At 47.4% G+C, this 19,235-nt stretch carries 14 protein-coding genes; 7 read left to right on the top strand and 7 right to left on the bottom strand.

The window, feature by feature from the left end; translation table 11 throughout:
• Positions 1-120: 120 nt before the first annotated feature.
• The gene (locus tag QUB10_RS21150) at positions 121-2,577 is read right to left on the bottom strand and encodes an ATP-dependent helicase (protein WP_333205270.1); all 2,457 of its coding nucleotides are present in this window, start codon (positions 2,575-2,577) and stop codon (positions 121-123) included.
• 166 nt (positions 2,578-2,743) lie between these two features.
• Between QUB10_RS21150 and QUB10_RS21145 the strand changes: the two genes are divergently transcribed.
• Positions 2,744-3,751, top strand: coding sequence for a DUF4349 domain-containing protein (locus tag QUB10_RS21145; protein ID WP_333057727.1), 1,008 nt, complete (start codon positions 2,744-2,746; stop codon positions 3,749-3,751).
• 143 nt (positions 3,752-3,894) lie between these two features.
• On the opposite strand, the gene QUB10_RS21140 is transcribed toward QUB10_RS21145, so the two are convergent.
• Positions 3,895-4,989, bottom strand: coding sequence for a RuBisCO accumulation factor 1 (locus tag QUB10_RS21140; RefSeq protein WP_333057726.1), 1,095 nt, complete (start codon positions 4,987-4,989; stop codon positions 3,895-3,897).
• A gap of 227 nt (positions 4,990-5,216) precedes the next feature.
• On the opposite strand from QUB10_RS21140, the gene QUB10_RS21135 reads away from it, so the two are divergent.
• The 6 genes from QUB10_RS21135 (at position 5,217) to QUB10_RS21110 (ending at position 11,612) form a co-directional block, all read left to right on the top strand.
• A complete protein-coding gene (locus tag QUB10_RS21135) occupies positions 5,217-6,431 on the top strand; it encodes a transposase (protein ID WP_333057725.1) in 1,215 nt (404 codons plus the stop codon).
• Positions 6,432-6,518: 87 nt separating this feature from the next.
• Positions 6,519-7,463 (top strand): response regulator, encoded by a 945-nt coding sequence (locus QUB10_RS21130; RefSeq protein ID WP_333057724.1) that lies wholly within the window; start codon positions 6,519-6,521, stop codon positions 7,461-7,463.
• 392 nt (positions 7,464-7,855) lie between these two features.
• Entirely contained in the window at positions 7,856-8,563 is a 708-nt protein-coding gene (ubiE, locus tag QUB10_RS21125; protein WP_333205269.1) for a bifunctional demethylmenaquinone methyltransferase/2-methoxy-6-polyprenyl-1,4-benzoquinol methylase UbiE, read from the top strand.
• Between the two features lie 85 nt (positions 8,564-8,648).
• Positions 8,649-9,881, top strand: a complete 1,233-nt coding sequence (locus QUB10_RS21120; protein ID WP_333205268.1) for a DUF445 family protein — start codon at positions 8,649-8,651, stop codon at positions 9,879-9,881.
• Between the two features lie 168 nt (positions 9,882-10,049).
• Entirely contained in the window at positions 10,050-10,358 is a 309-nt protein-coding gene (locus QUB10_RS21115; protein ID WP_333205267.1) for a DUF3493 domain-containing protein, read from the top strand.
• Positions 10,359-11,036: 678 nt separating this feature from the next.
• Positions 11,037-11,612, top strand: a complete 576-nt coding sequence (locus QUB10_RS21110; protein WP_333205266.1) for an alpha/beta hydrolase — start codon at positions 11,037-11,039, stop codon at positions 11,610-11,612.
• 635 nt (positions 11,613-12,247) lie between these two features.
• Here QUB10_RS21110 and QUB10_RS21105 read toward each other — a convergent pair.
• The 5 genes from QUB10_RS21105 to nusA form a co-directional block, all read right to left on the bottom strand.
• Entirely contained in the window at positions 12,248-12,472 is a 225-nt protein-coding gene (locus QUB10_RS21105) for a hypothetical protein (RefSeq protein WP_333152289.1), read from the bottom strand.
• A 241-nt stretch (positions 12,473-12,713) separates the two neighbouring features.
• A complete protein-coding gene (locus QUB10_RS21100; protein ID WP_333205265.1) occupies positions 12,714-13,454 on the bottom strand; it encodes a low-complexity tail membrane protein in 741 nt (246 codons plus the stop codon).
• A gap of 470 nt (positions 13,455-13,924) precedes the next feature.
• Complete coding sequence (infB, locus tag QUB10_RS21095; RefSeq protein WP_333205264.1) at positions 13,925-17,089, bottom strand: translation initiation factor IF-2; 3,165 nt, start codon at positions 17,087-17,089, stop codon at positions 13,925-13,927.
• A 382-nt stretch (positions 17,090-17,471) separates the two neighbouring features.
• On the bottom strand, positions 17,472-17,786 hold the full coding sequence (locus tag QUB10_RS21090) for a YlxR family protein (RefSeq protein WP_333152294.1): 315 nt from the start codon (positions 17,784-17,786) through the stop codon (positions 17,472-17,474).
• A 95-nt stretch (positions 17,787-17,881) separates the two neighbouring features.
• On the bottom strand, positions 17,882-19,168 hold the full coding sequence (gene nusA / locus QUB10_RS21085) for a transcription termination factor NusA (protein WP_333205263.1): 1,287 nt from the start codon (positions 19,166-19,168) through the stop codon (positions 17,882-17,884).
• Positions 19,169-19,235: the final 67 nt, after the last annotated feature.

Here is a 19,235-nt window from a genome sequence, read left to right as displayed (position 1 = left end):
CTTCGACCCCCCCTAGCCCCCCCGCTGCATTGCGGGGGGAACAAGAATACTGTTGCATTCTTTTTTAAAATTGGTATGATTTGGCGTAATCGACCGGACATGATATAATTCTTACTTCTTTTATATAGCATTACTCGGAAATCTCTGCTTCAAGACAGGCATTACCGGACAAGGTTTTTGCTCCTGTAAATTCTCTGGTTTGTTCCACGTAAAAGGCCCTTTTTTCTCCGCCGCCATCCACAACAAACTTTTTGCTCGCGTCATCGCCACATACAGCAGTCGAAACTCTTCTGCTGTTTTCAAATAACCTGCTTGTTCCCACGCTTCGCCTAGATTTGGTAAAGGATATTTTCCGTGCAAACTTGCTCGAATTTGTGCTCTCGCTACCTCTGCTAAAGTGAAATCTCCTAAAAATCGGGTTTGCGGCAAAACCCGCAAATTTCCGGGGATGGTTTGTTCGTGCAGAAACGGCAAAAATACGCAATCCCAATCCAATCCTTTAGCTTTGTGCATGGTAATAATTGTTAGTTGACCTTTGCTGGTATAACGTTCTTCTATTTTGTCGTCTGCATCCACAGGTTCAAATCTTTCGGAACTGACAATTTCGCTAAGTACGCCCAAAATATTCCGCATTGAATTGTTGCCGGCTGTTTGGATTGCTACTCGTTCTGCTAATTTGTCGGCGGTGGCTAATTCTGTTTGGTCGTATTGCAGCGCTAAGGCTAAGAAGGAAATGATTTGGTAGGGCGGCAGTTCTAAGCTAGCTTGCAGCAAACCGCAGCAAAAATAGCGGCATTTGCGAACGGGATCTGACTGCTGGGGGTCTAGGGGGCCTGGGTAAAGGAATTGTTCGGGGCTGGTAGCAAAAGCATTGTAGTCTTGTTTGGGGATGAGTTGTCGATCGCTCAAAATCTTTAAGGCTGCTTTCAGGTAGTCTGGAGAGTGCGGGCGATCGAGAAATTGCAGCAGTGTTAAGATTTCCCAAGGTACTTGAGAATGTCTGTCGCGTTCTCCCACATCCTCAATTTTAATCCCGTATTTACGCAAATCAAAGCTTAATCCGTGTTTTTGAGGATTTTCTAGCACTTCTTTGATAAACTTACCTTGTTTATTTTCCCGCACCAAAATAGCCATCGATTTCAGATTTTCTAAGGGCAATTTTGCACTATTTTCCCCATCGCTCGCTTCACCGCCTGATTCGATATTTTTGCCATTTATTCCAAATTCAAACTCTGCTGGTAAAAATTCTTCTACTAACTCAATTACCCGCTTACCAATCAACTCAACTGTATGGTAAATATCGCGCGGAGTATGCAATTCTAAGCCTCGACCAATCGGAGCCGGATTTGCATTTTGCTGCGGGTCATCGCTGGGTACTGGCTTAATAGTTTGGTCGCGAAAAGGCTTTTCATTTTTCGCTAATTCCGAACCATTTACCCATTGCAACATAAAGTTAGCGGCCTCGATAATTACTTGGGTGCTGCGACCGGCACCGTCCATTGTCGCTAACTTATTCTCTACTTCGCACTCATCACAAAATTGGTTAAAATAAATCGGATCGGCGGGAGTGAAAGTAGAATTAATCGCTTGATTTGGATCGCCAACTCTGATAAAATTGGGAGGTGATTTAGCAGGCTCTGGATCGCTCGCCAATGTTTTCAAAAGCCGAGTTTGCAAAGGTGTCGAATCTTGGGCTTCGTCCTCAAAAACGGCAAATACTTGCTTTTGCTCGATCGCCCTCGCCTTCGGATTTTCCAACACCCGCAAAGCTGCTAAAATCATCTCGTCATAATCGATGAATTCCCGACTCCTCAACAAAGCCTGATATTTTTGATATAAACCCCCAGCTACTGCTAAAATTTCATAACCATCCCCAGTATCAAGAGCGCTCATTTCTAACAACTGTTCGGGAAACAAACCAGAAGATTTTGCCTCGTGAATCACAGTTTTAGCTACCTGCGGCAAAATTTCCGTCCGCAAAACCGATTGTCGCCGCAGCCTCTCCGTTTCCTCTCCGTCGAATTGCTGTCCTTCCAACAAAACTTGATATCTGCGGGGATTTTCCGCAATCCAAAGTTCTACACAGGTGCGAATTAATCGGTGACTTTGAGTGGGAGTAACTAAGGTTGAATTTTCTAAATTTAAACCCGACAAATCAGGATGGCGCATCGCAATATTCAAAGCTAAACCGTGCAAAGTGTGCACCGCAAAACCGCCTTGAGATAAAGACAATTCTGTCAATCTTTCCCGAATTTTAGCTTTAATATTAGCAGCAGCCGATCGCGTAAATGTGACGACAATTAACTGGCGGCGGCTGTGAAGCCCGTTGCGGGCGATCGCAATTGCCGACGCAGCAGCCATTCCCGTAGACTTCCCGGCCCCCGGAACCGCCGAAACAGCAAGGGGACCGCCTTGCCAATCCGCCATGTCTTGCTGCCCCGCACGCAAGCTTTCGCGAATTTTAAGGCAAGCTTGTTCTCGCAAAACTGCCGCAGAGTCTAACCCAGAGGAAATGTTGCCAGGGCGATCGATATTGGTTGTCGATCGCATAAAATCAGAATCAAATTCATCAGTCATTATTACATCCGCGTTTATCTGCGTTCATCTGCGGTTAAAAATAAAAAAATCTGCAACCTCTACCGTTTCCATTTCGGTATCGGCTAAACTAACGCTATCTATTCGAGCTTAAATTAAAACCAGCATAAAATTCAATACCCAAGCCTTTTTTAGAGGAGTCACCCAAATGAAAACTCACCTCAAAATCAATTCCCCGCCCCACAAGCCAAACCCAAACCCAGCCAACAACAGCACAACTCGTTTTGCTGTTGCGGTATTCTTAACTTTATCTTCCACAATTGCTTTGCCTAGCTGCGGAGGAGCTCAAACGTCCAGCAGCGCTCCAGGCGGCGCAGGTTCATCCAGCATCCGTGAAAACCAAGTGGCCGAATCGGCTCCACAATCGGCACCAGCACCCGATCCAGCAGCCCAAAGGTCACAAACTTCTGGTGCATCAAAAAAAGCAGCAGAAACGACCGCAACCCGTCCCCAACTGATTAAAAAAGCCCAACTCAGTGTAGTTGTCAAATCTATTGACGCCAGCACTAAATCTGTTACTAATATTGTCGAAAAACAGCAAGGCGATATCTTGGGTTTCCAAAATCAGAAGCCGCCGGATTCGAGTGTCCGCCAAACCGCGTCTGTGGAGATTCGGGTGCCTCAAGAACGTTTAGAAACTACTTTAAATGCTTTGGCAAAACTCGGAACTGTAGAGAACCGTTCTCTGACGGCTGAGGATGTTACCACTCAATTAGTTGACAGCGAGGCTAGACTGCGGAATCTCCGCAAATCCGAGGAAATGGTGTTAAAAATTATGGAGCGATCGGGTTCTGTCGGCGATGTACTCAAAGCTTCTCAAGAGTTGAGCAACATTCGGGAGTCGATCGAACGCATTGACGCTCAGTTAAAAAGTTTGCGAAATCAAGTAGCCTATTCAACTATTAGCTTAACTCTAGAAGCAGCAGTATCGGCTCAACAAACTCAGGAACCTTCTCTAGGTTTGCGGGCGCAGGAAACTTGGGGGAAAGCGACTCATTCTGTGGGTGAATTGACGCTCGGTTTGTTTGCTTTGGGTATTTGGCTGTTGGCTTACAGTCCTTATTTGCTGTTAATTGGGGCTGCGGTTTACGGCTTTAATCGATTTAAGAAACAGCATTCTGTTCCGCAAATTCAAGAACCGAAACCGCCTCAGTAGTCAGTAGTCATTAGTCATTAGTCATTAGTCATTCCACCCACATAAAATTTATGTATTGGGGAACAGCCGAAGAAACCGTTCTTAAAACCAACGACAACTGACAACCGTCAACTGACAACCATCAACAGTCAACAGTCAACTCACTAATCATCAATTTGCCATCCATCTTTGGTATAGTCTTCATCCACAATCTTTTTGGGACGCATCACCAGAACAACTCGCCCCAAAATAGGAATATCCGGGGATTGTTCAAACCAGTACAATTCTAAATTGCCAGCGTTATCTGCGAGGAAATAACTGTCAGCATCCCACTGTCTTTGAGCTCGATCGGCAATAATCAAAACTTCTTCAACTTTGCCTTGCAGCGGTACCGGCAATTTATCGCTCATTCCCAAAACCGCCACCGGATCTTCAGCGTTCAAAATTACCTGCCATCCGGGAATCGCCACCCAAGCTCCTGCTCCAGAAAATTTTACCATTCGGAACGGCTCGATTTCCTCCGGCAAAGGCACTGCCAGCAAATCTGTCGTAGAAAGCGGCAATTTGCCGACAACCGGGACAACGCGCGGCAATTGTTCTTCGGTATCCAGCCGGTAGACGGGCAAGCGGGGCGCTTCCCGTCTCGCAACTACGGTAAAATCGACGAGCAACTGCTCGATTTGCGCCCTAGCGGTTTGGCTGCTAGCTAATTTTAAACCGCGAGCAATTAAGCGCGATCGCTCTTGCAAATCGCTTTTCTGTCTCGCCAATTGCCAGCATTGGTAAGCCATAGCATCGCCGGGAGTGTCTGTGAACCCTTGGGGGAGACTCCCGAAGTGCGAAAACTCCTTGATCGCTTTAGCAACTTGGCGAGCATCGTCAACATCCAAGTTGTGGGTTAGCATCAAAGCAGCCGCCCCGGCACGCTCTACTTGAGAGAGAATCCGAAACTCGTATAAGATATCGCTACCTTTGCCCAAAAAGTGCGATCGAACTTCCTCTGAAGCCCCAGCATTGACCATGCTGGTGTAAACTTGGGCTGCGACGCTTACTTGATTTTGCTGAATTGGCTCAAAACCAGTTTCTTCAAAAATCCTTTGAGAGTTGTAGCCAGCTTTTAGCAGTGCTGTGCAGGCCTGTCCCCACTCTACCCAAGTGCCTTCTTTGCGGCGGAGCGATCGAATTAACTTTTCAGCATCCACAGCATTTGTGGAGGATGCAGATGCAGGAGGGGAGGAATCTTGCGGTGTATCAGTCATAATTGAATCAAAAACTCAGGCTAAGTTATGTGTAATTGGATACCGGCAAGGCTCGTGTCGCGGCAGAGCGATAGATTAATAGTAAGTGAGTTATGAGACTATTGTTACCGGAAAACGAGAGGAAAGCCCCCGACTTCAGGCGTGGGGATGAACTCGGCAGCGGAGGCGGCTACCTACAGTCTTAGAAAAATCCTGGTTGATTTCTAAAAGCATGATATGATTATATCATGCTAACAGTAACTCACGAGTACAAACTACGTCCAACCAAATCTCAAGTTCAAATATTTGAGATTTGGTTGTCTGTTTGTCGTCAGGTTTATAACTATGCCTTGCGAGAACGGAAAGATTGGGTGAATTCTCGTAAGTCTTCTGTTAATGCTTGTTCGATAGTTGGTGAGTATATTATCTCACCGGATACTCCTAGACCAACCTATGCTAGTCAGTGCAAAGGTTTGGCAGAAGCTAAGAAGCATTGTCCCGAATTAAAGACCCCTCATTCGCAAGTATTGCAGCAAACTTTAAAGGTTTTAGAGTCGGCATTTGTGGCAATGTGGGATAGAGGGCATGGGTTTCCTCGCTTCAAAAAACGGATGCGATCGTTTGTTTTCCCGGCTGTTAAGGATGCAGCAGTGGAGAATGGAAAGGTTAATCTGCCTAAGATTGGGTGGGTAAGGATGAAAATGTCTAGACCCACACCAGAGGGTTTTATACTCAAGCAAATTAGAGTAGTTAAAAGGGCATCAGGATATTTTGTCATGCTGACCTACCAGTTAGCAGTCAACCTGCCCGCTCGCCCACCGTCAGGACATCCATTAGGGGTAGATATTGGGCTTGACAAATACCTCGCAACTTCAGATGGAGAATTAGTCAACAGACCGAGATTTTTTCAGGCACTTCACCGCGAGTTGAAATCACTGCAGCGAAGATTAAAGCATCAAAGAAAAGGGTCTAAGAATTGGCTTGCTCTCCAGAAAAAGATTGCTAGAATTCATCAAAAAATCAGTGATACCAGAAAGGATTGGCACTATAAATTAGCTCATAGGTTATGTGACCAAGCAGGAATGATATTCATTGAGGATATCAATTTTAAGGCTTGGGCAAAGGGGATGTTCGGTAAACATAGTCTCGATGCAGCCTATGGTCAATTCTTCTCGATTCTGTCTCATGTGTGTTGGAAGCGCGGGGTGTATTTTGCTCGTGTTGATAAAAACTATACGAGTCAAATTTGCCCCCAATGTGGAACCCATACTGGTAAGAAAACCTTGGATGTCAGAATCCATAGTTGTCATTCGTGCGGGTACACCACTCATCGCGATACAGCAGCAGCACAAGTAATTAGAGACAGAGGTATTCTTGCGGTCGGGCAGCCCGTGAGTAAAACTGCTTCTGGAGGCGTTCTATCGGGGATCGATAGTAATATCGGTCTAGAGTCGAGCCTTTGAGAGAAGAATCCCCCGCATTCTATGCGTGGGGAGTGTCAAAGAATAGTTGCTCGCCTAAATGTACAAAGGGGAGTTTATCGTATTGTTATGGATAATGCCATTTCAGAGCTAGATCAAATTAAACGCCAGCTCATGACCCTACACAGACCGAAAAAGCCCAAAATGCTGGTAGTAGACGACGAACCAGACAATCTGGATTTACTCTACCGCACTTTCCGACGAGATTTTAACGTTCTCAAAGCTGAGAGCGGAATTCGCGCCTTGGAAGTCCTCGGCATCGAAGGCGAGGTCGCCGTAATCATTTCCGACCAGCGGATGCCCGAAATGAAGGGAACGGAGTTTTTGAGCAAAACCGTGCCCCAGTTTCCGAATACGGTCAGAATTATCTTGACTGGTTTTACGGACATTGAAGACTTGGTGGATGCGATTAACTCAGGACAGGTTTATAAGTATATCACCAAGCCTTGGGACCCGAACGAACTGAAAATGGTGGTGCAAAAGGCAGCCGAGACTTATGAAATTCTCAAGCAGCGGACTGAGGAATTGGATCGCGCTCAAAATCAAATACAACTGTTAGCAACAATCATGCAAACGGCTGTGGATTATCCGAGTTTGGAAGCAAGTTTAGATCCAATTGCTACTGCTATAAGTGATAATTTTTTGGCGGACTTTTGCATTTTGCAACTGGTGGAAGGAAATGTTTTAATCCCAGTCCAAGGCTGTCACACCACGGGTTCAACTGTGGAAAATTGGCTGGCGGATGACCCTCTGGTTCGAGAAGCAATTACCTCTCAAACTATTCAGGGTGTTGTGAATATTGGACTCGACACCAACCTAGCGAGTCTGCCGCACTATCAGAAATCCGGCATTCAAGCTCACCTGAGCATCCCGGTTAGTCACAAAGGTCGATCGATCGCCCTAATTTCCATGCAGTGGAAACAACCTTGTTCCCTGCGCCCCGACGAACTCACAACCGTTCACCTCGCCGCTCAAGAAGTTGCTTTGGTATTGACGAGTTTTCAGGGTCATTAGTCATCAGTCAATCGATTTTAGATTTTAGATTTTAGATTTTAGATTTTAGATTTACTTGCAGCGCAGTGAATCTTGGAGCTTGAACAAAAGTCTAAAATTTTTGAATTTCCACGACGATTGTCGGGAGCTTGTACCTGTTTTTGGGCGGGATCGTCAGTCATTAGTTGTCAGTCATTAGTTATTAGTCGGCTCTCTGTCTTGAGTTTAAAATAAGAGCCAACGAAGGATTCAAGACAAAATCTCGCGGATAGCTAACAAATAAAAAAGCATTAATGACTGGCGACAGCATGACATGAATGCACGAATTAATTATTTTTTCCTGCTGATAAATCACCAATGACCAATGATTAATGGCTAATGACTAATGACCAATGACTAACAACTAATAACTAATGACTAATAACGCCGAACAAATTAAAACTATATTTAATCGAATTGCACCTGTTTACAACCAATTGAACGACTGGTTGAGCTTTGGGCAACACCGGATTTGGAAGCAAATGGCGGTGAAATGGAGCAGTGCGGGCCCCGGAAATACTTGTTTAGACTTGTGCTGCGGTAGCGGGGATCTAGCTTTGTTGCTGGCCAAACAAGCAGGGCCGACTGGTTGCGTATTTGGAGTAGATTTTTCCGCCGAACAATTGGCCGTGGCTGCTAGGCGAGATCGACCTTTTCTCACCCCTGCTAGTCCCATTTCCTGGGTAGAAGCTGACGCCCTAGACTTGCCTTTTGCTGACAATTACTTCGACTGCGCCACAATGGGTTACGGGCTGCGTAACGTGACTGACATCCCCCGCAGTCTTCAGGAATTGCACCGCGTGCTCAAACCCGGTGCCAAAGCAGCTATTCTCGACCTCCACCGCCCCAGCAATTCCCTAATGCGGAGCTTTCAGCAGTTTTATCTAGACACTCTTGTAGTGCCCATTGCTCAGCAATTTGGCATGACTCAAGAATATGCCTACATTAATCCTAGTTTAGAAAAATTCCCGATCGGCCAGCAACAAGTCGCGATCGCCCGCCAAGCCGGATTTGCCGCCGCCACCCACTACCCCATTGCCGGAGCTATGATGGGAGTATTGGTACTGGGCAAAGCAATTTAAAATTAAAAATGCTTGCAGTCTATATCAGCTATCTAACTATAGGGTGCACCGATCCGTGTGCACCTTACCCTATTTTTAATCATTTATGAATCCGTCTGACATTTGGCTGTTGTTGGCCCCACCTGTAGTGGGAGGAATTATTGGCTATTTCACTAACGATATAGCTATCAAAATGCTGTTCCGCCCCTATCGAGCTATTTACATCAAAGGGCGGAAGTTGCCTTTCACTCCAGGCTTGATCCCCCGCAACCAAGAGCGTTTAGCAAAGCGAATTTCCGACACAATCATGGGTTCGCTGCTGACGCCACAGGAACTGCAAAACTTAGCGCGCCGCCTCCTGCAAACCGAGCGGATGCAGTCGATAATTCTCTGGCTGTTGCAGTTGGCGCTGGATCAGGTAAAAGCAGACGCAGAGCAAAAAACGGCTAAAATTCTCGCTAACATTTTGCGAGATTTGCTGGGGGAATCTGTGCCGCGAATTCTCAAAGTTATGGCGCGTCGGGAAGATTTTTTAGAAGCTCAGCTAAATCAAATTTTTGATCAAGTTTTGCTGGAGATTCAGCTAACGGAAGCTCAGGCTGCTCAGCTTGCTGAGTGGTTGTTGCAGGTAGTAATACCCCCGGAAGTGCTGCGGCAGGCTTTAATTGACTTTTTGACGGATCGCAATATTTCGATCATCGATGAAGGGTTTCGAGAAAAAACCAGCGGTACTTATTGGGTAGTAGCAAATTTGTTTGGTTTGCGAAACACTTTAACTCGGCTGCGGACTTTTTGTCTGGATGACAGAGAAGCGACAAATCAGCGCTTAGCAGAGTTAACTATTTCTTTGGGAATTCGCGGGCGCATTCAGGAATGGCTGCAAAATTTGTCGATGCAAAATTTACCGGTTTCGACTGTGAGACAGTTGCGAAAAACTATGCGCGACAGTGTTCGCAGCTATGTTCAACAGCGGGGTACAGACGTACTTGAGGGGTTGAGCAAATCTATTGACTGGGAAAATATTTCGCGGTTGCTTCTCAATCGATTGCAAACTTCAGCGGTGATGAGCGCTTCCCTAGGAATTGTCAGCCAAGAACTGGCTTTGGTTTTAGAGCGCTATCTAGAGCGGGATTTAGAAAATATTGTAGCTCAGGCTATCCCGATTTTGAATATTGACCAGGTGATTGTCGATCGAGTCAAAGGTACTTCTCCTGAAGAGTTGGAGTTAGCAATTCAGGGAATTGTCAAAAGCGAGTTGCAGGGAATTGTAAATTTAGGAGGCATTTTGGGTGTTTTTGTCGGCTGTTTGCAGACAGTGGTGCTTTTGCTTCAGCGGTGATTTATGGCGGCAGTTGTGACATATTTGTTGTAGCCTAATATTCACTCGACTTGCGCCCAAAGTACCAAAAACCAGGTTTTTCGACCGTATTGGCCACCTCAGCCAGAGGATTTTTGGTATAAATCGGGTTTTTGTGGTCCAATCTTAATTTACTTATTTTCTAAATCTATGCCAGCTCCAAATTCGGACGATCGCACATACATCCCAAAAAACCCGCGCAACCTCAGCCGCCAACAATACGAGCGTTTAACCGCAGAAATGGCCACTCCCTACCGGCCTCTGCGACAGTTTGTTTACGTAGCTTGTGGCGCTTCGGGCTTTATCGGCGGCTTGGTTTTCCTCGCTAAAATTGCCTCGGGCCGGGAAATTGGTTCTGCTTTGCCTAATTTTGCCCTCCAAGTCGGAGTTGTGGCCCTGATGGTGTTCCTGTTTCGCTGGGAGCAGCGCGCCGAGGGCCGATCCCCGAAGTCGAAGTAACAAAAATTTACAAATCGAGACAAAAATCTATCTGAGGCAAGGAAAAGTTATAAATATAAAGAAATTATTATGAAATCGTGGTTTTCCAGCGATCCCTGTAATTATAAGACTGTGGCTTAAATTGGGGTCAGCAAATTTAAAGGCCCTAATCATAAACCGCTTGTCATTCGTTCAATTGGGGTCAGCTTTCATAAAGACCCTAAATATATAAAATAAATTTAAGCCCAGCGCCAGCCTTCACTGATAGAAGAGCTGGCGTTCGGCATTTTGCTAGGATCGGCAGATTGGGAGAGAGAATCATATCAATTCCGGTTGCACCGTCGGTGATTGTTGACTGTTGACTGTTGAATCGTGGTCGCAAAACTGAATGGTTGAGTGTTATCAGTAGGGTGTGCACCGTGTACAGAGAGGCCGGTACAAGTGCCCTGAACCGAGTTTTTTGCCTAGCATCCGATATAGGTAATACCAGTTCCCAAAAATCATCCAACTGTAGACTTGCGATCGAAACCACGATCGTCATCAGTCATTCGCCAATCTAAAATCTAAAATCTAAAATCTAAAATGGTATAAGTGCTGGGGCGATCGAATAATGTGGCATTTCCCGAAGACCTTGGCCTGTACAGTAACTAATAAGATGTGTCAAAGTCGAAGTAGAAAAAGATGTTGGGAGATTTTACTATGGGTCGATCATTTTTCAAAGGGCGGTGGACACTATTTTTAGCAGCAGGCGCGGGAATTGTATTTTACAGCAATGGGGCGGCGGCGGCCGAAAAGGTAGTGCTCAAATACAGTGCGATCCGAATGACTTTACCCGTCAGCGAATTAGAAATTTTTGCAGAAACTGGGAAAATGTCGCCCGCGTTAGAAATGTTGCTGGGAAAAGCAAAAAAAGACCCAGAAGCGGTTCGCAACAGTCTGACAAGACCAGTAAAAGTCAGTCAAAGCTTTTTGGATCGGACGCTTAACAGCAAGGTTGGGGAAATAATTCTCGATGAGGTAGGTCAGGTAATTCGCACTCCTTCTGGGAATGCAAATCGAGAAGCTTTGAGATCTGCCTTGGTGCTGTCTGCAACTAATGATAACGAGATTACAATGCTGGAAGCGATGAAGAATTATCCTACTCCAGAAGTTTATGTTGAGGGCGATCGTTTAGTTGAAGCTTACGGCAAACTTGTAGCTTTGTCGGAACAATTGGGCGGCGTGTCAGAACGGCTGCAAGACGTTTTGAACAAGATTCGTCTGCCTAGATTGTAGTGGATTTGGTCAAGGATGGTTGATTGCTTCGAGCGATCGCACAATGTTTCTGAACCTGCATCAATTACAGGGGAGTTACATTTTTTTGTGCAAAATTTGCCTAATTTTTACACAAGTTTAAAAAAAAATCTAACTCCCGCCAAGCTTCAAACCAGACGGGAATCAGTCATTCCTAATTCTAAAATCTCAAATCTAAAATCAGATAACTTCGCTGTCAAATCTAGAGCGGGATAGATGTTCGAGAGTTTACGAAAAGTTGCTCCTGAAGTATAGCAATCCTAAATGATTTGTGAGAAACAACCATAGCTAAAAAGCTTGGGAAAGTCAAATATTTGGAGATGAGTGACTAATTTAAATAGGGCTTGCTGGGCGTTGCTTAATTAAGGTATGAAAAAAATAAGTTGAAAAGGCAGAAGCTTTGTGGATACTGGTTTCTATGACTTGCATATTTAGCCTTTCATACCGTAAATCAGCAACGCCGAGAAATACTGTCCCCTGCAATTTGATCTCCGAAGTTGTGCTCGACACTCACTCTCGACACTCACTCTCGGCACTAACCTAGCATATTGGAGGGGATGCCAGCAGAATTGGCTTGTAAAATTCACAAACCGTGACAATATTGGGTTTTAGCGAATTCAGTAAGCCAAAGTTTCTAAAGTTTCCCGCAGATAGGAACGAACCTGCTGATCGATGGTGGCATTTTGCTGCTGACGCTCAAAATTGAGTTCTAGCTGCCACCGTTGAAATCCTGAACTTGCGCCGATCGCGGATTTGAGACTGCCCCAGATTTCAGAATCTTCGCACAGCTCGATCGGCTCTGCGGCTTGAGGTTCTTGCGCGATCGGTAGATAATTCGCCATATTGTTATACCTCTATTTTAATCCCCTGTAAGGATTGAAAGCTGACCTTGACACTCTCTATTATAGATTCTTCTCTCCAAAGAGCCAACATAAAATATCCACAACTTGCGATTAAAAATTAAATATTAAGACTATTAATAATCTCTATCAGAAGAGGGGCCTTACCTAATTTTTTCACAGCATACATCTGTACAAATTAAAGTAGCTTAAACTACAATTGTCCCCCTCTTAATTTTTTATTTCACTTTTTTTCGCTCCACTCTTCGGGTAGAGATGTAACGCCGTTGGTGTCAGCAGTTTTGGGGTTGACAAGACTGCCGACTGACGAATTCCCTATGCCGGATGCTGGCCCAATTGACTCTGCGGGTGCAGCCACAGCGGCAGTTGTGTCGGCTGCAAAAGCCGGCAAAAGTCGATCGACTTGCCAAGGCGCGATCGTAAAATCCTGCCGAATTTTTTCTAAAACATGAGGCTTTGTCGCTGCCAATTCTGATTCCGGCGTCAACAAAACCGCCATGACACTAGCAGACACCTGCAAAAACAAATTGCTAGCTAAAAAAGCAGCAACTGCCAACAACAATCCAGCCCACCGCCAGGAAGGAGGAAAGGGAGCCACCGAAGCCGCGAGAGGAGCCCATCGGTAGAGTTGCCACAAAATTACTGCCAGCAAAACAGCTACAAAAAGAGCGATTCCTTGATTTAACTTAGTTTTAAACCGAGTCAGAAGTCGGTGCTGCACAGAAGTTAAATTCTGCGGTTTTACCGCCACAACTAAAATACTAAAAATGTAAAAAGGGCGGAACCACTGCATCCACAGCACAGGAACAATACCTGCTACAGCCACTAAAAAGATTTCTAACCAGACAGGGAGCAGGGGAGAACCCACTGCCAGTCCCAGCAAGCACAATCCTAGGAAAATCGGCAGTGTAGCCGCCCCAGAAAGGTGAATCCACAAAAAAGGATCTGACCAAAAAGAACGCACTTTCAATAATTATGAGTTATGAGTTTTGAATTTTGAGTTTTGATAGTCTGGGACGCACTCTTAACCAAGAAACCCGGTGTGAAGAGTACATATCTAGCGGTCAAACCGAGCATTGTGGGAGGCAACTCGGTTGCTTTGCGTAAGTCTTATTTTAGTTTTAAATTTTGAATTTTCAGCAACAGCCAAGACGATTAGGACGTTGTTAATTGCTAACATCTTTGCTTGTATTGCTTCTACATTCTTTCCTAGATAACTAAAACCTTCTTCCTTCTTCCTTCTTCCTTCTTCCTTCTCACCTCGATAACTAAAACCTTCTGCCTTCTGGCTTCTTGCTGCTGCTATAACTTAAAAACAAAAGTTGGGAGTGATGAGTTTGGGAGTATTGAGTGAAGAGAAGAGTTGCGAGCGATCGCAACCAAATTGCCGATCGCTCAAAAATTCTCTTCCAACTCAACACTCACAACTCAAAACTATTGAGAGAGAGTCCGGCGTTTAGTAACCATCCGGTAGGCTTCAATAAGATCGCCATCCGCCCAGTCGCTAAACCCGCTCAAGGAAATGCCGCATTCAAAGCCAGAATTGACTTCCTTGGCATCTTCCTTCATCCGTTTTAGGGAGTCGAGGACACCTTCGTAAACGACATTGTTGCCCCGGCGCACCCGCACCTTACAGTTACGGATGACTTTGCCAGAGAGTACCATACATCCAGCCACAGCCCCGCGACCGATCGCAAAGACAGCACGGACTTCGACTTGACCCAAAGGTTCTTCCACCAATTCGGGTTCCAGCAGACCTTCCATCGCCCCTTGAATGTCATCCAAGAGGTTGTAGATGATGCTGTATTCCCGCACGTCTACGCCAGCTTGGTCAGCCGCGAGGCGAGCGTCGGTGGCCAGAGTAGTATTGAACCCGATAATTACAGCATTACTGGCTGCTGCGAGGTCAATATCCGTTTCTGTAATTTCCCCAGGAGCAGATAGCAGCAGTCGGAGTTGAACTTCTTTTTGAGGAAGTTGAGTCAGAGCGCCGACAATTGCTTCGAGGGAGCCTTGGACATCTGCCTTCAAGATCAAGTTGAGTTCCTTGAGAACGCCTTCCTTAGCTTGTTGAGAGAAGCCGCTGAGGCTGATCCGGCCGCCTTGCAGCAGGCGTGAATCTCGTCTGGAGGTAGCTCTTCCGCTTGCGATCGCCGCAGCTTCTTTTTCGTTTGCGAAGACATCAAACTCGTCTCCGGCGCGAGGAACTTCCCGCAGCCCTAGCACTTCCACCGCGAAGGATGGAGTTGCGTGTTCTACGCGATCGCCCCGGTCATCGATCATTGCCCGCACCTTGCCCAAAGCCGAGCCTGCGACCACAATATCGCCCACTCGCAGAGTGCCGTTCTGAACCAGCAGAGTTGCCACAGGCCCCCTTGCCTTGTCGAGGTGAGCTTCAATCACAGTACCCTTAGCCGGTCGGTGCGGGTTGGCGTTGAGGTCTTCCATTTCCGCGACTGTCAGAATCATTTCCAACAGCGTATCCAGGTTTTCGCCTCGGATCGCGCTGACTGGAACCATCGTGATATCGCCCCCCCAGTCATCTGCCACCAAGCCGTACTCAGTAAGCTCTTGCTTCACCCGTTCCGGCTGAGCACCCTCCTTGTCAACTTTATTGATAGCCACGACAATTGGCACTTTCGCAGCTTTCGCGTGGCTGATCGCTTCAATTGTCTGGGGTCGCACGCCGTCGTCCGCCGCCACCACCAAGATGGCGATGTCCGTAACCCGTGTTCCCCGAGCCCGCATCGCTGTAAAGGCTTCGTGACCGGGCGTATCCAAAAATACCACCTGCTGGCTCTTGCCTTCGTGTACCACATCCACGTGGTAAGCACCGATGTGCTGGGTAATGCCCCCAGCTTCTCCCTGAGCCACCTTGGTTTTGCGGATCGAGTCGAGCAAGGTAGTTTTACCGTGATCCACGTGACCCATAATCGTTACTACTGGGGGACGGCGTTCGAGGTATTCCAAATCCGCTTCGTCCAGCATCTCGATCACTTTGATAGCTGGGGCTACTTTTTCTGGGGTTTCCACCTCTACGCCCATTTCTTCGGCTACCATCCTCACCGCTGGAATGTCCAGGGTTTCGGTAATATTTACCGCAATTCCTTTAGAGAAAAGCCGCTTAATAATTTCGGTTTCGGGAACAGCCAGAGTAACTGCTAGTTCTTGAACGGTCATCGGCCTGCTCAGCAGCAGCTTTTCTGGACGTTCTACCTTAGCTTCGGCTGTTTTGCCCCGGTTGCCGCGTCCCCCGCTCGAACCTGAAGAACTTTTATCGTGAGAAGGGCCTGGTCTCTTATTTTTTCCGCTGCTTCCGGGTGCGCCCGGAGTTGGTGTTGACTTGGGTGCTGCTTGTCCCTTCGCTTTCGCTGGGCGGGCTAGGGACAGGCTGACCGTGACTGGTGCTGGGAGATCCAAGCCGTTTTCTAAGTCATCGTCATCCTCGTCTATGGGTTTGAGGCGAGAACGTTTTGCCTTAACAGCTTTGGCAGCTTTGGCAGCATCTGAGTTTTCGTCATCATCTTCTTCCCAAATGACCGATGTCTTTTTGGCAGGACGAGGGAGGGAGGGCCTTTCGAGGAGAGGAATCTCCAGCAACGGCGTATTATCTTCTTCATTGTCATCAGTGTCATCCCCTAGCGCTCCGGTGCCACCGCCCCGGCTACGCAGCCCGGTAGCTGACGTTGCGGGGGCCAGGCTCCGGCGCGGCCCACCGGGCTGGGGTCGATCGGCCAGTGGAGTTTTGACTGGGCCACCAGGGCCTTCCCGGCGCGGTATGCGCGCGTCGCGAGATTCGGTACCTCCCGGTGCAGGTCTGCTGGGGCGGCTCGGTTTAGCCGGCGCTTCCAGAGTTTCTGACTGTCCTGATTGCTCTTGCTCGGTTTTTGCCAGTTTGAGTACCGGCTTGTTCCCCAGATTTTGTGGGGTACGGCTAGCCGACTCGGACGCCCCTCTGACGGGCGGCGACGTGAGTTTTGCCGAGGGCGCAGGAGGGGCCATCGGCGGTTGCTGGGTGCGTTCTGGAGCCTTGGACGACGGCGGTTGAGGTGCCGCCGGTGCCTGAGCCTGGGCGGTGGTTTCCGGGGCGATCGCACCTACATTTTCCGACACTCTTTCTGACGGAGCCGCCGACACAGCGACATTTGGCTTCGACAGTACAGGTCGATTGATATTTGGTTTAGCTGGAGGCTGGAGTTGTTGAGCAGCAGGCGACTTGGGAGGAGTTGCCACGGTTGCCGCCGGCTGGTTTTTGTTCTCCTCGTTGCCTGCAGGCTGGGAGGAGGCACCAGCCGGCCGTACTTTTGGACTGCGTATTTCTAAAATTTGCTGCTTTTTTTGTTGGTCGTTAGGGTGAGGGCCAGATTCTCTCGATGGCGCGGCTGCTCTTTCGGGTGGAGCTGGCTTGCCGGGGGAAGAGTGGCTACTGGCTACGTATTTTTCCGCCGTTTTGCGAATGCGCTCTGCTTCGGATTCTGTAATTGTGCTGCTGTGGCTCTTGACTGAAATATTGAGCCGCTCGCAAACTGCCAAGATGTCTTTATTATCCAAATTTAGTTCCCGTGATAATTCGTAAATTCTTACTTTGCCGTTGTTCATCCACTCTGCCCTCTTTTGTGCCAACCAGTTTTTACATTGTGATTTTTTGTGCTAATGACGACATCATTCGGTGTGATTGATTCAGTGTCAGGAATCGGGGTTTTGGTACTCGCTCAGCAATTTTATCTAAAAGATGCAACTCGCTGAAGTCTGCGGTTGAAGAATTCTCAAGTCTGTTTGGGAACTTGGAACTCCGAAGTCTGAGTTTTGGCAAAACCCACTCTCTCAAGCTTCAAAGTTGGCCTTTCCACCTTGAGGATACCTCTGCTAGTACCCTACCCTTATCTAATCTGACACAAATCTTTCCAGACTGGTGGGCAGATCGGATTGGGGTTTTATAGCTGGCGCTACCGGTAATTACTGGTAGGGCTGCCAAGAGGGTTTATACAGTCGATGCCGAACTATTGTCGGTTTTTCGTCCGGCTAGGCCCGAGTAAGATGTACAGTCAGATGTGGCTAAACGCTGCCAAAGTGTTTGGTACAGTTCGTCAGACACAGACGCTTTGAGCGATCGCCCAAGTCGATTTTTTTTCTGAGCTGCTTTGAGGCATTCGGCTTCCCGACAAAGGTAAGCAGAACGGCCCATGCCACGATCTAATTGTACCTGATGAGAAGGATAGAGCCTGACTACTCGCCAAAAAGCTTCCTTAGGAGCTATTTTTCGACAACTTGCACAGCACCGGTAGTTCGGTTTCATTTCTTGTCAGAGGGGGAGTAGGGGGAGAGGAGGGAGTAGGGGACAAGTCCTCCTTGTCTCCCGAAGAGAGAAAATAACAGTGAATGTCACAGTTTTTAGACTGCGGCTTCGGTTTCCTCCGTGGCGACTGCCTCCTCTTCCTCAAATTCTGCGGTTTCCTCGTCGTCGTAGTCGCCTGCTTCGTCTGCGTCGTAGTCGCCTGCTAGTTCTTCGAGCCTAGTTGCTTCTGCTGCCAATTTGCTGTCTTCGGCCGCGCGATCGTACTTAGCAATATCTTTGATATCGATTTTCCAACCGGTTAGGCGGGCTGCGAGGCGGACATTCTGACCTTCTTTGCCAATGGCAAGACTCAGTTGGTCTTCAGCGACCAAAATGTGAGCTCTCCTGCCTTCTGGAGCAACTAAACGCACTTCATCTACTCTAGCGGGACTCAGAGCGTTAGCAATATAAGTTGCTGGGTCTGGAGACCAGCGGATCACGTCGATTTTTTCGCCGCGCAATTCGTTGACTACTACCTGAATCCGCGATCCCCGCGCTCCGATGCAGGCTCCTACAGGGTCAACGTCGCGATCGAGAGTATCAACTGCTATTTTAGTCCGGGGGCCGACGTGCCGGGATGGCGGATTTGCCTCCCTGGCTACGGCGACAATCCTCACCACCCCGTCTTCTATTTCTGGTACTTCGTTAGCAAACAGGTAAACCACCAAACCTGCGTCGGCTCTAGAAACAAGTAACTGCGGCCCACGAGTTGAGCCTTCGCCTACTTTTTTGAGATAAACCTTGAATGTAGCGTTGGCCCGGTAATTGTCGTTGGGCAACTGTTCGCGCTTAGGGAGTTCGGCATCTACTTCTGGCTGACCGAAGCTGCTGGTAACTGCTAAAATTACCGACTGCCTCTCAAACCTGAGCACTCTTGCTTGAAGAACGGTTTCTTCTAAATCTTTAAACTCTTCTTGAATCATTTTGCGCTGTTGGTCGCGCAGTTTTTGAGCGAGAACTTGTTTGGTTTGGATGGCCGCCATCCGACCAAATTCTTTTTGATTTGGTGTTACGTCTACGAGCACGATACTCCCCGGCTGAGCTTCCGTGGCTACTTCTTGCACTTCGGAAAGTGAGATTTCGTGATCGGGATTGATGACTTCTTCGACAATAGTTTTGTTTGCTAAAACGCGGAAGCCTTCTTGTTCTGCGTCGAGTTCTACATCAAAGTTGTCGAAGTATTCTTCGCTGAAGTGATCGAGTTTTTGGGTACGGCGGTAGCGTTCGTATCCTTTGAGCAGGGCTTCTCGCAAGGCTGCTTGGACGGCGTGTTTGGGTAAATTGCGTTCTTTGCTAATACCTTCGACCATTTCTTTTAGTCCGGGCAGGGGAACCATTGACATATAAAACTCTCCTTTTTTGCTGTGGTAATAAGTAACTGGTAATCGGTAATTGGTACTGGGAAATTTT

Origin of the sequence: Microcoleus sp. B5-D4 (genome assembly GCF_036705145.1) — a bacterium.
Taxonomy (GTDB): Bacteria; Cyanobacteriota; Cyanobacteriia; order Cyanobacteriales; family Microcoleaceae; genus Microcoleus.
Note: the sequence above shows the minus strand (reverse complement) of the source record. Positions and strands in the feature narration are given on the sequence as shown.

What these genes read in the sequence shown, in the direction of transcription:
- QUB10_RS21150 (WP_333205270.1), bottom strand. Translation starts at nt 2,577, where the DNA reads ATGACTGATGAATTTGATTCTGATTTTATGCGATCGACAACCAATATC.
- QUB10_RS21145 (WP_333057727.1), top strand. Translation starts at nt 2,744, where the DNA reads ATGAAAACTCACCTCAAAATCAATTCCCCGCCCCACAAGCCAAACCCA.
- QUB10_RS21140 (WP_333057726.1), bottom strand. Translation starts at nt 4,989, where the DNA reads ATGACTGATACACCGCAAGATTCCTCCCCTCCTGCATCTGCATCCTCC.
- QUB10_RS21135 (WP_333057725.1), top strand. Translation starts at nt 5,217, where the DNA reads ATGCTAACAGTAACTCACGAGTACAAACTACGTCCAACCAAATCTCAA.
- QUB10_RS21130 (WP_333057724.1), top strand. Translation starts at nt 6,519, where the DNA reads ATGGATAATGCCATTTCAGAGCTAGATCAAATTAAACGCCAGCTCATG.
- ubiE (WP_333205269.1), top strand. Translation starts at nt 7,856, where the DNA reads ATGACTAATAACGCCGAACAAATTAAAACTATATTTAATCGAATTGCA.
- QUB10_RS21120 (WP_333205268.1), top strand. Translation starts at nt 8,649, where the DNA reads ATGAATCCGTCTGACATTTGGCTGTTGTTGGCCCCACCTGTAGTGGGA.
- QUB10_RS21115 (WP_333205267.1), top strand. Translation starts at nt 10,050, where the DNA reads ATGCCAGCTCCAAATTCGGACGATCGCACATACATCCCAAAAAACCCG.
- QUB10_RS21110 (WP_333205266.1), top strand. Translation starts at nt 11,037, where the DNA reads ATGGGTCGATCATTTTTCAAAGGGCGGTGGACACTATTTTTAGCAGCA.
- QUB10_RS21105 (WP_333152289.1), bottom strand. Translation starts at nt 12,472, where the DNA reads ATGGCGAATTATCTACCGATCGCGCAAGAACCTCAAGCCGCAGAGCCG.
- infB (WP_333205264.1), bottom strand. Translation starts at nt 17,089, where the DNA reads ATGAACAACGGCAAAGTAAGAATTTACGAATTATCACGGGAACTAAAT.
- QUB10_RS21090 (WP_333152294.1), bottom strand. Translation starts at nt 17,786, where the DNA reads ATGAAACCGAACTACCGGTGCTGTGCAAGTTGTCGAAAAATAGCTCCT.
- nusA (WP_333205263.1), bottom strand. Translation starts at nt 19,168, where the DNA reads ATGTCAATGGTTCCCCTGCCCGGACTAAAAGAAATGGTCGAAGGTATT.